14 protein-coding genes are annotated in these 14,818 nt (G+C 44.9%); 6 read left to right on the top strand and 8 right to left on the bottom strand.

Annotation, left to right across the window (positions count from 1 at the left end; genetic code table 11):
* Positions 1-650: response regulator transcription factor (locus IQ219_RS07590; RefSeq protein WP_194072231.1), on the bottom strand; the 650-nt coding region annotated here is incomplete at its 3' end.
* A gap of 65 nt (positions 651-715) precedes the next feature.
* A complete protein-coding gene (locus IQ219_RS07585; RefSeq protein ID WP_194072230.1) occupies positions 716-1,822 on the bottom strand; it encodes an ABC transporter ATP-binding protein in 1,107 nt (368 codons plus the stop codon).
* A gap of 134 nt (positions 1,823-1,956) precedes the next feature.
* On the opposite strand from IQ219_RS07585, the gene IQ219_RS07580 reads away from it, so the two are divergent.
* The 4 genes from IQ219_RS07580 to IQ219_RS07565 all read left to right on the top strand — a co-directional run bounded on the left by IQ219_RS07580 (position 1,957) and on the right by IQ219_RS07565 (position 5,929).
* Positions 1,957-2,709, top strand: a complete 753-nt coding sequence (locus IQ219_RS07580; RefSeq protein WP_194072229.1) for a hypothetical protein — start codon at positions 1,957-1,959, stop codon at positions 2,707-2,709.
* 52 nt (positions 2,710-2,761) lie between these two features.
* Positions 2,762-3,637 carry a CbiQ family ECF transporter T component gene (locus IQ219_RS07575; protein WP_194072228.1) on the top strand — a complete coding sequence of 292 codons (876 nt, stop codon included), beginning with the start codon at positions 2,762-2,764 and terminating at the stop codon, positions 3,635-3,637.
* On the top strand, positions 3,541-4,998 hold the full coding sequence (locus IQ219_RS07570) for an anthranilate synthase component I (RefSeq protein WP_194072227.1): 1,458 nt from the start codon (positions 3,541-3,543) through the stop codon (positions 4,996-4,998). Before IQ219_RS07575 ends, IQ219_RS07570 begins: the two co-directional genes overlap by 97 nt.
* 94 nt (positions 4,999-5,092) lie before the next feature.
* Positions 5,093-5,929: an EI24 domain-containing protein gene (locus IQ219_RS07565; RefSeq protein ID WP_194072226.1), complete on the top strand. Its 837-nt coding sequence runs from the start codon at positions 5,093-5,095 to the stop codon at positions 5,927-5,929.
* Between the two features lie 61 nt (positions 5,930-5,990).
* Here the strand turns inward: IQ219_RS07565 and hemN are convergent, their stop codons facing one another.
* From hemN to IQ219_RS07540, 5 genes are all read right to left on the bottom strand, one after another.
* Positions 5,991-7,391 carry an oxygen-independent coproporphyrinogen III oxidase gene (gene hemN / locus IQ219_RS07560; protein ID WP_194072225.1) on the bottom strand — a complete coding sequence of 467 codons (1,401 nt, stop codon included), beginning with the start codon at positions 7,389-7,391 and terminating at the stop codon, positions 5,991-5,993.
* Positions 7,392-7,664: 273 nt separating this feature from the next.
* Complete coding sequence (locus IQ219_RS07555; RefSeq protein ID WP_194072224.1) at positions 7,665-8,417, bottom strand: heme oxygenase (biliverdin-producing); 753 nt, start codon at positions 8,415-8,417, stop codon at positions 7,665-7,667.
* A 65-nt stretch (positions 8,418-8,482) separates the two neighbouring features.
* A complete protein-coding gene (gene acsF, locus IQ219_RS07550) occupies positions 8,483-9,559 on the bottom strand; it encodes a magnesium-protoporphyrin IX monomethyl ester (oxidative) cyclase (RefSeq protein ID WP_194072223.1) in 1,077 nt (358 codons plus the stop codon).
* Positions 9,560-10,021: 462 nt separating this feature from the next.
* Positions 10,022-10,381, bottom strand: coding sequence for a hypothetical protein (locus IQ219_RS07545; protein ID WP_190596049.1), 360 nt, complete (start codon positions 10,379-10,381; stop codon positions 10,022-10,024).
* A 95-nt stretch (positions 10,382-10,476) separates the two neighbouring features.
* The gene (locus tag IQ219_RS07540) at positions 10,477-11,718 is read right to left on the bottom strand and encodes an LCP family protein (protein ID WP_228016787.1); all 1,242 of its coding nucleotides are present in this window, start codon (positions 11,716-11,718) and stop codon (positions 10,477-10,479) included.
* Between IQ219_RS07540 and IQ219_RS20050 the strand changes: the two genes are divergently transcribed.
* Positions 11,717-11,893: a hypothetical protein gene (locus tag IQ219_RS20050; protein WP_228016786.1), complete on the top strand. Its 177-nt coding sequence runs from the start codon at positions 11,717-11,719 to the stop codon at positions 11,891-11,893. The genes IQ219_RS07540 and IQ219_RS20050 overlap by 2 nt on opposite strands.
* A gap of 179 nt (positions 11,894-12,072) precedes the next feature.
* On the opposite strand, the gene IQ219_RS07535 is transcribed toward IQ219_RS20050, so the two are convergent.
* Entirely contained in the window at positions 12,073-14,097 is a 2,025-nt protein-coding gene (locus IQ219_RS07535; RefSeq protein WP_194072221.1) for a sensor histidine kinase, read from the bottom strand.
* Between the two features lie 181 nt (positions 14,098-14,278).
* Between IQ219_RS07535 and IQ219_RS07530 the strand changes: the two genes are divergently transcribed.
* A complete protein-coding gene (locus IQ219_RS07530; protein ID WP_347338234.1) occupies positions 14,279-14,650 on the top strand; it encodes a response regulator in 372 nt (123 codons plus the stop codon).
* Positions 14,651-14,818: the final 168 nt, after the last annotated feature.

Below are 14,818 nucleotides of genomic sequence, written 5' to 3'. Positions count from 1 at the left end.
GTCAGAACATTCGTAGCTTTACGCCAGGTTTTGAGACGATGGGGCAATAAATGCTGCACTAACCACTGGGCAAATTTAAGTTCCCTTTGTCTGCCTTGCCAAAATATTCGGTCAAAGTCCGATAGGGATGGTACTTGTAAACTCACCTGGACTTGTTGGAGCCCTTGTTCGATTTGCCCTAGTCCGTCCCGGAACAGAGGCCAGATCAGCCTTTCCCACAAACTCAAGGGGGGCGCGTTGACAGTTTGCAAACTAGGCCAGCAGGTTTGGCCGCCATGGACTTGCTTTAAGCCCGTCACCAAGTCGGCGATCGCCGTTCCTTTGGGGAAGTAAGCTGCAACACCCTGGGTTTTGGCCGCCAGCAGTTGATCGTATTCCAAACTAGCGGTGAGCAAACAAATTTTGACCTGGGGATAGGCAGAGCTTAATTGCCGTAGGAGGGGCCAGCCAGATTGGGAACGACGGGGAAACTGGGGATCGATTAGTAAAATACTGGGGGCCAGAGTTTCTAGCTGTTGCCGGAGATTATCGAGGGAGTCCCCCTCCCCCAGCACCTGCACACCGGTCTCCCTTCCCAGAACGGTAATCAATCCCAGGCGAAAGACAGGATCCTCATCAACAATGACAATCGTTAAGGGAGATTCACTCACGGCAATGGTGGGGCCACAACACCGCCCATTCTAGACCGTTAACTGACTAATACCATCAAATTGCCTTAGACCTGGGCAAATAGGGGGGGACAGGGATTGGTGGGAGTTAAATTTACCCTACTGCCCACCGGAATTACCGTTTGCAAAGAAGTACGGGCATGGATTTGACGACCGGCGGCGGTTTCCAGGCAGTAGCGATATTCCCGTCCCAAAAATTGGCGATCGCGGATGACCACCGGGCCATCACTAGCAGGGCTCAGGGCAATTTCTTCTTCTCTTAACATCAGTTCCCCCGCTGAAGGCAATTCCGGCTGAATGCCTTGGAAAGTTAAAGGCCATTGGCCAAACTCCGTGGCCCACAGTTCTCCCTGGCGCTGGGCCGGCACAAAATTGGCTTGGGTAACAAATTCCGCTACAAAACGGGAAGCCGGCGATCGATAAATCTCCTCTGGGCTGCCAATTTGCTCCAAATTACCCCGATACATCACACCAATGCGATCGGAAATGGCCATGGCTTCTTCCTGGTCATGGGTGACAAAAATAGCGGCAGTGCCAGTGGCTTTGAGGATATGGCGAATTTCGTGCCGTAGCCTTTGGCGCACCTGTACGTCTAGATTGCTGAGGGGTTCGTCCAACAAAATCAGGTTCGGTTTGGGGGCCAGGGCCCGGGCCAGGGCAATGCGCTGTTGTTGACCACCGGACAGTTCGTGGGGATAGCGTTTTTCCAGCCCCGTTAATCCCACTAAATGGAGCACCTCCCCTATCCGACCTTGGATTTGTTGACGGTTCAACTTTTGAGATTTATGGCGTAGACCAAAGGCGATATTATCGGCAATGGTAAGGTGAGGAAACAAGGCGTAATCCTGAAAGACCATACCCGTTTGTCGCTGTTCTGGGGGAGTAAGCCCATGTTCCCCAGAAACACAATCCCCATCCAAATGAACGGTGCCACTGGTGGGGGGTTCAAAACCTGCAATAATTCTCAACAAAGTCGTCTTGCCACAGCCCGATGGTCCCAATAATCCCAGAATTTCCCCCGGTGCCAGATTAAAGCTGATTTTCTGGAGTACTGGAGTGGATTGCCCCCGAAAGCTTTTGCCTACGTCCTGTACCGTTAAAACGGATTCTTCGGTGGAAAAGCAGACGACGGGAGAGGATTGGGCGACTGTCATAGGAAGCAGGGGCAGAAACGCGGCAACAATGGTGGGAACGCTGATCCCGTTTAAAACTCAGATCTGAACTATCTAAAGCGAGTATCTAAACGGTACTTTAAATAAGAATTATTTGCAAGAGTTAACACTAACACATGATTCCAGCCGATCTCAATCTCCCCTCCCTCCCTTGGTGGATTCTTGCTCCCCAAGGCACTGAAGCCCAGGCGATCGCCAAAGGGTTAGGGAAAAGCAACCACATACATTTGCAGGCTATGCCAGTGGGGGCCACAGCGGTGCAATCTTTCTTAGAAAACCTGGCCCAGACTTGGGCGGAAACAGAAAAGCCCCAAGGTTTATTGGTGATGGGGGTAACGGGGAGTTTATCCGCTGATTACGTCATTGGCCAGGCTGTCTGGGTAGAGCAGTGTCAATATTGGGGCCATGGGTACCATGGTCGGCAACCAGAATACGTTGGCGATCGCCATTTGATGGAGCGAATTAATCATTTGTTGGAGCCCCATTGGCAGATTCCGCTGGTGAAAGGCATTACCGTGCCCCAGGTGGTTTGTAGTGGGGCAGAAAAACAACTGTTGGGGCAAAAATCCGGTGCCCAAGTGGTGGACATGGAAAATATAGCGGTGTTGGCCTTTGGAGCAACGGCCGAAATTCCCGTGGCTATTTTACGGGTGGTGAGCGACACCATGGCCCAGGATTTACCAGATCTCAGCGGCGTTTTTACCGCTCAAGGGGCCTTGCAACCCCTCCCCCTGGCCCAAGCCTTACTGCGCCGTCCCCTGGCCGCAAGTCATTTAATCCAAGGATCCCTGCGAGCCTGTGGCCAGTTAACTGCCATCGCCCGCAGTTTGAGTCGGGGCGCTAGGGGAACAGGGAAAAACCCCGGCTGATGGGATTGTGGCAAAATGCTAGGGAACCAATTGTTGTAGGGCGGGCCTTGCTATGGATTTGATGCGGTCTTTACCCATCGGCTTATATTTGGAAAATCCGGTGACTTGGTTGCACCGCCTTGATCCCAGGGTAAAACTAGCTTGGCTAATGAGTTTTTTGTTAGCCCCAGTGTTGGCCAATGCCGTTTGGCGCCTTGGCATTGTCGTTTTTCTAATTCTATTAACCTTTGCAGTCCGTATTCCCTGGCGGGTGTGGAAGCAACAAATGGGCTTACTTGTATTTTTTTCCGGCCTAATTTTCCTGTTAACTACCTTTAGTCCGGACGGTTTCACTGTGTTGGAACAACCCCGATCGCCTACTAGTGAAATTGTGGTGCCCCCTACCCCCTACCAGTATGTTTTATTTGAATGGGGCAAATTATTAGTTACTCGCCGCTCCCTAGAATTGGGGATTCGTATTAGCACTTTGATTTTTACCCTGGTTTATAGCACCAATTTATATTTGCTTACCACCGCCCCGGAGGAAATTACCGCTGGACTAGAGGAATTAATGACTCCCCTGCGGCGCTTTAAATTGCCAATTACGGAAATCACCTTAATTTTGACCCTAGCTTTGCGGTTTATCCCCTTGGTGATGGAAGAAATTCAAAACCTATTCCGATCCATTCGCACCAGGGCCATTAATTGGAAAAAATTAGGCATCAAACGAAGCGCCCAGATTTGGATTTTAGTGGTGGAAAGATTACTCGAAAATCTTTTACTGCGGGCAGAACAAATGGCGATCGCCATGGAAGTGCGGGGCTTCACCACGCCCAACGAGCATCAAGTGCAGTGGCATCAATTACGCATTATGAGGGCAGATTGGTTGGTGCTGGGAACTTTGGTTATATTTTGGGGGGCTCGGATCGTGTGGGGAGGCATGGCCTAATGGAACCCCAACCCTGGCATTGGTGTTGTTTGCCGTTACAAGGTCGCACTGGCAGCGAAGTTTTTAGTCAATTATTTGGCCATCAATCCATCGCCACCCTACTGGAAAGTCCCTATCCGCCGTCGCCGGACTATCCCCATTTAGGCCGTTATTCCATCTGTGCTGGGCAGCCTCGCCCTGGGAAATTATGGACTCCTAGCCCTGGGCAAATTTTTAGCTTCTTACATCAGTTACCCCGGTGTGGTGGTGCGCCCAAAACTGTACCGGACCATTTACCTTTCCATGGCGGCTGGTTGGGGTGGTTAGGTTATGACACCGCTTGGGCGATTGAAACTTTACCTTACCTGCGCCCGGATCATTTGCCTTTTCCCGTGGCCTATTGGTACGAACCTGAAGATTTTGCAGTCTTAGACCATCGGGAACAACTATTGTGGCTAGCCACTACTAATCAAGTCCAAACTCAAGTTTTTCAAACCCGATTATCAAAAAGTATTAACCCCATTGCATCGCCCCAAGTTCCCCCCTTAAATTTGACCTATACCACTGACCAAGATCAGTATGAAACCATGGTCAACCAAGCCAAACAATACATTAAGGCAGGGGATATTTTTCAGACCAACCTAACCTTACGTTTCATTGCCCAGATTGATGCCCAGCTTAACAGTTGGCAAATTTATCGGCGATTACAAGCAATTAATCCTTCTCCCTTCGCTAGTTATTGGCGATCGCCGTGGGGAGATGTGGTGAGTTGTTCACCAGAAAGATTAGTTAAGTTAGAAGGCAATGTGGCCCAAACCAGACCCATTGCCGGCACTAGGGCAAGGGGCAAAAATTTGGCGGAAGATGAACAATTATTACAGGAATTACTAGTCAACACCAAAGAGTTGGCAGAACACATCATGTTAGTGGATTTAGAGCGCAACGACCTCGGCCGGGTCTGCACCTGGGGAACGGTAGAAGTAGATGAGTTATTGGCGATCGAACGCTATAGCCATGTCTCCCATTTGGTTAGCAATGTGTGTGGCATTTTGCAACCGGGCAAAACTGGGGTGGATTTGGTCAAAGCTTTGTTTCCCGGTGGTACTATTACCGGCTGTCCCAAAGTTCGTTGTTTAGAAGTTATCGAAGAATTAGAACCAGTACGACGCAGTTTATTTTATGGTTCCTGTGGCTATTGGGATCAGCGGGGCAACTTAGATTTAAATATTCTCATTCGTACCCTTCTATTTCCCCCTGGGCAAGTGATAGGACAGGTGGGAGCTGGCATTGTGGCGGATAGTGATCCCACCAAAGAATGGCTGGAGTCGCTACAAAAAGCGAAGGCGCTACTGGCGGCATTGGATGGGGTAAAAAAAGACTAAAATCCTAGCCACGATTATGAAAAATCAGGTTAGTAATCCCATCTAATTTTTCTATAGAATACTAAGCATGATAATCATTAATCAATGAATATTTATGGAATTTTTTCAAGGTCTTGCCTACCCACTGCGTACATTTAAAATTTTACGTCAATCTCCCGAATTAGCTATTTATATTATTATTCCTTTGATTATTAATATTAGCTTGGGTATATTGCTTTACTGGCAGTTACTAAACTTTGGCAATGACAGCGTCGATATTCTCCGTAGTTATGCCCAGCAATGGGTGGAAATTTTAGAGCAACGTATTCCCGAGATCGTGCCCTACATTTTACCGGTGTTGCAAGTTATCTTTTTCCTTTATATTTGGTTAGTGCGGCTTTTACTGCTCATCATTGCAGGTTTTTTACTCTCCCAAGTGGGAGGACTACTTGGTTCTCCCTGGTACGGTAGATTATCAGAAGAATTAGAAAAGAAACTGCTAGGTAAATTAACAGTGCAAGAAGTGGGAATGCTACAAGAAGTCAAGCGAGCCCTAGCCTTTGAGCTAAAAAAATTAGTCTTACTAATCATTTTCACCGCTGTGGGTTTTGCCTCTAACTTGATACCCGCCTTTGGTACCCCCGTAGCCACCATTGTGGGGATTAGTTCTACATCTTTATTAACTTGCATCGATTTTTTTGATCCCCCTTTAGAACGTCGTCGCCTCAAATTTCGTCGTAAATTATTAATAATTTTTCAATGTTTACCCCTCAGCGCTGGGTTTGCCCTAGCTAGCTTAATTTGGGTGAGTATTCCCCTAGTTAACCTAGTGACTATTCCATTTTGTGTAACGGCTGGTACTCTCTTCTTTTCTGAAAAAATTTACCCCCGCTTTTTCCAAGCCCAAGAAGAAATGGATGGAGCAGCGGAGGTAAATAAGGAGGCGAATTAAATGTCTATCTGCTAGTTCTTCTAGCTGGCTCGATTATAGCTTACCCAATGAAAAAATGTCCTTAAATTGCCCGAGAAAACATCTGTTGTTGTGAATTATTTTGTAGGTAGGCATCAAACACAGCAGCAATATTACGAATTAAAATCCTCCCCCGGGGGGTAACTTCTAAGCCATCCCCCAACCTACTGAGCAAACCATCCGCTTCCAGAGCATCCAGAGCAGCTAGTTCCTTGGCAAAATAGTCGTTAAAATCACAGTCAAAGCCTAAATTATATTTGTCCTCTAACTCCTGGGCAGACAACTTAAATTGGCACATTAATTCTTTAATGACAGTGCGACGAACCAAATCATCTTGGCTCAGTTTAAAGCCTTTTTCTATGGGCATTGCTTCTTGATCTAGGGCATTATAAAAAGCTTTTAACGTTTTATGATTTTGAGCATAGACATCCTGCAACATACTGATGGAAGTAATGCCAAAGCCGAGCAAATCGGACTCTGGTTGGGTAGTATAACCCTGGAAGTTACGATGTAATTTTCCTTGCTGTTGGGCGATCGCCAACTCGTCATCAGGTTTAGCAAAGTGATCCATGCCAATGAAAACGTAGCCCTGATCGGTGAGGTCGGCAATGGTAGCTTGCATAATTTTTAACTTTTCCGCCGCTGGAGGGAGGGCCGCTTCCGGCATTTTTTTCTGTACTGGCTTGAGCCAAGGCACATAGGCAAAATTAAATACAGCAATGCGGTCTGGGTTAAGTAGGGCTGTTTTATGTAAAGTTTCCCGAAATGTACCCAAGGTTTGATAGGGCAAACCATAAATTAAATCCACATTAACGCTCTCAAAATTAGCTTCCCGAATCCAGTCCATGACTTGGAATAACATTGCTTCCGGCTGAATACGATTGACTGCTTCCTGAACTTGGGGATTGAAATCTTGGATACCAAAACTAATGCGATTAAAACCTAGTTGGCGTAGGGCGAAAATATAATCCTTATCAACGTAACAGGGGTTAACTTCAATGGAAACTTCCGCATTTTTTGCCAATGGAAAGGCATCAGTGATGGTATTGAATAAAAATTCCGCTTGTTTCAGGGTCAAATAATTAGGAGTGCCACCGCCCCAGTGGAGTTGCTGCACGGGCCTTTGTCGGTCAACTAAAGGAGCCACCAGGGCAATTTGTTTAGCAACCGCTTTCAGATAGGGCTCCACCGCTGGTTTGTGTTGGGTGATGATGGTATTACAACCGCAAAAGTAACAAGCCTTCGCACAGAAAGGAATGTGACAATAGAGAGATAAGGGTGTTTTTTTGTAGTTACCCATGTTGATCGCCGCCCGAAAATCACTAGGATCAAATGCGGGGCTTAGCTCTGTAGCCGGAGGATAGCTGGTGTAGCGGGGAATACCTTGATTATATTTGTTTAATAATTCAGCACTAAATTCAACAGCAGGAAATGTGGTAGTCATAAATTTTGGATGTTATCGGGATTATTTAAATGGATTTTTATCGAGGTATTTAAGAGATATTTAAAATGTTTTCTCTTGGCTCTAACCCTGGGAAAATTATTTTGCCAATTTTCTTAAATTAATCAAATATTGAGTTGAAAATTTAAGCAACAACAAATATATTGCTAATACAACTCGGATTTGATTAACTTTTTGTCTAGCTTTTATCTAGAAAAAATTGTCAAAGAGAGTGTTTACTTTAGCTTAAATACTCTCTTAATTTCCCAGTTTAATCTATTCCCCCACCATGAGGGCGACGGGATGACCACTGGTACTCCGAGCTTCCGTACTTCCGGGGCGATCCTGACGGGTTAACAAGTCAAATGTGTGCTCACCGATCGCCTTTCGGATTAAATCTTCTAGATCGTGCATCACGTCCCGATTAAGGGAGAAAGCGTAATTGGCTTCTTCAACAATGCGGTTCATGGTGGCTTCATCTAAAGGCAAACTATTCAGCACATCCCGGTAAGTTTCCTTAAATTGACGGCGATCGCCTGGGGTAGGCAAACTGTCAAATTCGTACATGGCAGTGCCCTCTCCCTCCGGCAATTGCAACGCAGAACGGATAATATTTTTCAAGCTCTGGCCACCGGATAAGTCCCCCAGATAGCGAGTGTAACAATGGGCAATGAGCAATGCAGGATCACTTTCGGCTAAGGTTTTCAGGCGATTAACATAAATTTTACCGCAGGGGGTAGGTTGAATTTCCTGTTGCCAATTGGCACCGTAATAGTAGGCTAAATCTTTGGCTAATTTATCAGTGCGGTTTAATTCGGGAAAATAAATCGCACTAATGATTTGATTGTCCCGATGCTCCCTCAGGGCTGGTTCTAGGGTGCTGTAAACATAATATAAATTGGCTAATAATTGCCGAAAAGGTTCCCACTCCACAATGCCTTTTAAAAAGCATTTCATGTAGGCAGTATTTTCTGCCAAAGTGTGGGATTGTTGGGTACCGTAGCGGAGTTTTTGCGCAAGGTTAGTCATGGTTTTTACCAAAGGAAATTAGCAGTAATTAGTAAACAATTGGAGTAAGTTAAAAAGCGATTAAACTAGCACACCACACCCCGACGGGCTTCTGCGTCCACTGGCTTTTGCAGAAAGATGCAGAGCATTTGCCAGACAATCACAGCAATCCACGGCATTTTTTGACAAAATTTGACCAGTTTCGGAGCTTTCCCGTTGGCGATCGCCGTTAGTTTTTCGTTAGCACAGGCACAGGCTTCTAGGCGGGAGAAAAATTTAGGATTATCCGTGTCCAACACTTCTGGAAAGGCCCGGGCCGCCGTCTCGTTGGTGTTTTTAACCACATCAACGTTATATTGCCTAGCGTTTAGACCAACGGATTCATAAAAATCGCCCCGTTCAAATACCGTTAGGGTATGGGTGACAAATACTGTTAGCAAGAAAAAGCGGGACCAAAGTCGAGATTGCCAAGTTTTCCACAGAGCTGTTTGGGAGCGGAGTAAAGCTTTGAAAAAGTCTCCGTGGCGATTTTCATCCTGACACCAACATTCAAAATAATTAAATAGGGGATAAATATTGTGGTCTGGATTTTTTTCTAAATGGCGAAACATCAAAATATAACGCCAGTAACCAATTTTTTCTGATAAATAAACCGTGTAAATTACCCACTCCGGCGGAAAGAAAGTATAGGTTCTTTTTTGAGTTAAATAACGCAAATCGAGGGAAAGTCCAAAATCTGCCATAGCTTTGTTAATAAAACCGGCATGGCGTGCCTCATCCCTAGCTAGAAGATGAAAAGCCTCTGCCAGCTTGGGACTGCGACCCTTAAGACGGCGGGACAATTCTTTAAACAGAAGAAAACCAGAAAACTCTGAGGTACAAGACCGTTCTAAAAAGTCGATAAACGCTAAACGAGTGGCTCCGTCAATGTGGTCAAAACTACGCTTAAAATCATCATTACGGACAAAGTGGTGACGATTGTAATCAGCTCGTAATTCCTCCAACGCCGCTTCAATTTCTTCATCCTGGAGGTTCAACACCATATTGGCGACTTTATCAAAATCGGTGGTGTAGAAGCGGGGGGTGAGGAGAGTTTCCTTCACTGGAGCTTTGATGCCGGGGCGAATGGTTTCTAGCTGGGTAGGCAGGGGGGTGGATACCATCGGTGATGAATAGGAAAATGTTAAAGGTTAAGGTTTAAAGCCAAGGAATTTAACTGGGTTTAGGAAACTGAAAAGCCCAAGAAAAAGTTCGATGTTGCTTTTTATCCTGTCCAATCTTCCGACCCCTGACAAGACAGTTTCCATTGCTACCCCATAGTTTCCAAAGGGGAAAAATTATCGCCTGGCCTGGATTGCAAGGTTTTATAAAGAAATGCTAAGGTCCACCAATTGAACTCTCAGCAACCAATTCCGAATCTGAAAAACAAAAAACTGCCTGTGATCATTTTCACAAGCAGTGGAGAGGAATCGTATCCCCCAAATGGCTAGACTAAGGTTCTGGTTGACTTATTTAAGAAAAGTACATTTTTGTGTACTTGAATTGCTTATATACAAGCATTTTGTCAGCCGCTGTCGCTCCGAACTTAGCCTAATTGACTATAAAACGGTAAATTAGTGGATTTTTTAGCGTTTAACCTTAACTTGGCGAGCCATTTCCTTGAAACGATTCAAACTGGGGCCAGGGGCACGACGGGCTACATTTTGGGGAATGGGGTCACCACTGGCAAACGCCACTTGGCTGGGATCAACTTTGGCCTTAGGAGCCGGAGCCACTGGGGCAGGAGTTTCCACTGGAGCCTCGGCTTTGGCAGCGGACTTTTTCTTAATGGAAGTTTTTTTCGAAGGGGTGGGGGCTGGGGTTTCCACCGGAGCTACCTCCGATTTCACGATCGCCACGTCGGCTTCTTCTACCTTGGCCGGAGCTTGATTTTCATCTAGCTGGACGTAAAATTCTTTTTTAGCGCCAAACAATTTTTTTAACATTTAATGTGGTTCTCCTAATTAAGCAGGATTTTATGGTGAATTGTGCACAAACTGATTGTGACTGAATTTTAACAAAAATATGTCGCCGGAATTTCCTATTGCCAATCAGCGCCGATTTGGATGGTTACGTCGGAGATTAGATAACCATTGCTATCCACTAAAACTTCCCCCAGACCAATACTATTACGCACTTGCCTGGCCCCCAAATGATCACCTTGTTGGGCAATTACCCTGGTGGTTTGTAAGGGCTGGGAAAGGGCACTGACTACGTTGATGCGGCTGTAGCCGGCAGTTTCCAACTCTTTCACCAAAGCCTCCACTGCCTGGGGGCGATCGGTACTGTCCTGGATGGCAATGCGCACGGCATAGGGGTCGAGGGTAGTTAAATCTGGCTCCATTTCCATATCCCACAACCAAGAACTGGAGGCCATGGCGCCAAAATACTCCTCCGTCATTTCCTGGATTTTGCGCTGGTGGGGTAACCAATAACTAATGCTAGTGCGACCGGTGCCATTAAAATCCCCCGGCAACATCAACATTTTGACGTCTTCCCTGGGAATTTGGGCCGAAAAACCGGCGATCGCCACTAACTCCTCCATATTGAGGTTAGTGTCAATGTTGGACTGCAGAATTTTGACAATGTCCGGTATCCTCAGAATAGTTTGGGGTTTGAGGGCCTGCTCCACCACTGCCCGCATAACTATTTGCTGTCTTTGAATGCGGCCAATATCCCCCAGGGCATCGTGGCGGAATCGCAACATTTGTAGAGCCTTTTCCCCGTCTAAACGCTGTTGTCCCTCCTTGAGATTGATATACAAACGCTGACTATCATCCTGGTATTTCATGTCCCGGGGTACATATACGTCTACTCCCCCCAGGGCATCAATTAATTTTTCCACCGCCTGTACATTGACCCGGATATAACGGTCGATGGGCACATCCCCAAGTAAATCCGTCACCGTCATAGCCGCCAGGGCTGGCCCTCCCAAGGCATTGGCCTGATTGATTTTCCGAGCTCCGTTGTAGCCGGGAATTTCCACCCTGGTATCCCGGGGAATGGATAGCACCACCAGGGATTTTTCCTTCGGATCAAGGCGAATCAACACCATCGTATCGGTGAGGCCTTCCACTGAATTGACCAACGCATGGTAGCCGGGGTTAGGCTGACTGGGGTCGGGCTCTTCAGAAGTTAACACCTTGGTGCCCAGCACCAACACATTAATGGGGCGACTAAGTTGGGGAATATTGAGATTTTTGTAGGAAACTGCCTTTTTCTGGCCAAATACCGCCGCCTGCTCTGGCGTAAGTCTGCTCTGGCCCAAAGGAGTTGAATACATGGCCAACAAAGAACCCGCCCCTGCTGACACCAAGGCGATCGCCGTTAAAGCGAAACCCGTTAATAACCATTTACCGCCCTGGAATCTACCTTTGCGGGGGGATTTTTTGCCATTATGGCTACCAGACCCCTTTCTATTAGAATTTTTAGCAGTCACCATTTTGACCCCGAACTAACCATTAATATTTTTCTCCAGCTGGCATAAAGTCCTTTGGTGCTCTGGGGAGATCCCAAGGTAATAAGGTAATTGGATTGGATACTAGCAAACAGACCGTAACATTGGCAAGGAAAATTTCCTCCCCCTATCACCATAGTCATGGACAAATTTTAAACGTGATCAAAAAAATGATGAAAATCAATCATTTTGGACAGAATTTAACTGGACATGTTTGGGTAATTTGATAGTAAAAGTAGAACCAACTCCCATTTCACTAGTTAGATAAATATCTCCCCCCATCATCTGACAAAATTTACGGGTAATAGCCAAACCTAGGCCAGTGCCACCATATTTACGGGTAGTCGAAGAATCTGCCTGGGTGAAGGGCTGAAACAATTTCGACATTTGTTCTTCAGTCATGCCAATTCCCGTATCTTTGACTTGAAAAGAAAGCCAATCCTTTTCGTCTACTTTAAATTCTTTGACTGTGAAGCTGATAACCCCTTCTTTGGTGAATTTGCTGGCATTACTGAGCAGGTTTAACACCCCTTGCCGTACTTTTACCAAATCTCCATACATTTCTGCCGATTCCAGAGAAATTTCCACTTCTAATTTATTGTTATTGTTTTTGATCAAAGGATTAATAGTATCAAGAATACCTGCGATTAGTTCATTGAGATTAAAAGTTTCCAGATAGAGGTCCATTTTTCCTGCTTCAATCTTGGAGATGTCTAGCAAATCATTGATTAAAGTCAACAAAGCCTTCCCAGAACGCAAAATTTTGTCTAAATCTGGTACCAATTCCTCTGATTCTAAATCTTCAGCTTCCTCAATTAACATTTCACTATAACCAATGATCGCGTTCAGGGGAGTCCTCAATTCATGGCTCATATTAGCGAGAAAAATACTTTTTGTGGCATTGGCAGCCTCGGCTTCGGAACTGGCCAATTCCAAAGCTTTAACCGTATTTTCTAATTCCTCAGTTCTTTGTTGAACTTTTTCTTCTAAACAAGAATTAGCCACCGCTAACTGTTTTTGGGTTAACTCCAATTCTTGATTTTTTTTCTGTAAACTGAAATAGGATTCTCGTAACTCATTAGTCATCATATTAAAGGACTTGGCTAGAATGCCCAATTCATCTTCTCCCAACACCGGGGCCCTAGCTCCCCGATCGCCAGAAGATATATCGGTAGCAGCTTTGGTAATTAGCAAAATTGGTCTGGTTATTTTGATAGATAGTAGATAAACCGCAATTAAAAGTAAAGCCGTGCTCACCAATCCCACCAAAACTAACATGCGGGTAAATCTTCGAGCCGACTCTAATGCTTCTACTTCACTAATTTCAGTAATTAAAGCTAAATTATATTTATCTATCCACTGGTACACTCCCAACACGGGCGTGCCGGCGTAATTAACATAGGTACCTTGGCCGCTATTGCCAGCCATTACTGAATTTATTGCCAGGGTATTAAAGTTTGGCTTGGGAGCATTGGCCGTCGAACTTTTATTTTCATCTGCTGCAATAAATGAAACTTGATTATTTATTTCTCCAACTAAAAATGTTTCTCCCGTATCTCCTAATCCCGTGCGCTTACGAATTAAGTCATCAACGGCATTCAAATTTATATCTATACTCAAATAACCAATTCTTTCCTTCGTTAGATCATGCTTTATGCTAGTAGCAAAAGTCATACTGGGACGATTATAAACTTTAGAAAAATAGAAATTTGGTACAGTTTTAAAATCAGAATTAATATTGGCAAAATAAGTGGTCTGGTTTCCAATACCCTTGTAGACACCAATTTCAGCTAAGTCAGTAGAGGCCACTACAATACCACCAGTGTTGAGAATGTTAATAGTTTCAACATGGGGAAGAAAAAGATTAATTTCTTGCAACTCGTCAATTAAAATTTGCTGGGCGGCCTTATAGTCAGAACCGTCGTTGGTTATATTTTTAAGCATTTCAATTCCCATTTGAATGCTATTAATTTCGCTCAGCAGAAAGAGTATATCTTTCTGACTTTCCATCCATTGCTCTAGTTGATATTCCTTCAGATTATTAGAAATAGTTAAACGTTGGAATGTTTGATTCTCTATGCCCTTAACTGCCCTATAGTTGGCAACTAAAAAAATTGATGCCACTACCACGCTGGAAAGACAAAAATAGGAAAGCACGAATTTCAGCAACAGACTTCTTCGCACTGACTTGATAATTGAGACCATGGTTAAAAATCACTAATATACAATTATTGAAGATTTTGATGGAAATAACACCAAGCTGTCACCCGAAGATTGAATTAGTGAGGGAACATTTTTTGTTTAGATAAACTTTGTGGCAAAGATTAACAATTTAGTTGGGGATAAAACAGGACAGCTATTGCTATAATTCTAACAACTGTTCAGTATTGAATCTATGACTAAGATTCTCCTGGTTGAAGACAATGAAATGAATCGTGACATGCTATCCCGTCGTTTGGGGCGCAAGGGATATGAAGTAGTAATGGCTGTTGACGGTGAACAGGCAGTGACCATGGCTATCTCAGAGTCTCCCCAACTTATCCTCATGGACATGAGTTTACCGGTCATGGATGGCTGGACTGCTACTAAGCAAATTAAAAGTCATCCTGATGGGGCTCACATTCCCATCATTGCCCTAACCGCCCATGCCATGGCTAGTGATCGAGAGAGGGCGATCGCCGCCGGCTGTGACGACTATGATACCAAGCCGATTGAGATCAAGCGCCTGTTGCAAAAAATAGAGGCATTAATAAATTAAAACCTTGTTGGCTTTTATCTTTCTGGTCGAGCCATTTATCAATAGTTTTTACAGAAAAATTTATTATTAGGAGCTGAGGTAATTCAAAAGAGATTATAGCTTAATTTAATAATAATTAAGTCAAATTGAATTAATCTTTGTTAAAAAGCTCAGGTACCTTTCTCTTAT

This window comes from Synechocystis sp. LEGE 06083, from assembly GCF_015207725.1.
Lineage (GTDB): Bacteria > Cyanobacteriota > Cyanobacteriia > Cyanobacteriales > Microcystaceae > Synechocystis > Synechocystis salina.
Note: the sequence above shows the minus strand (reverse complement) of the source record. Positions and strands in the feature narration are given on the sequence as shown.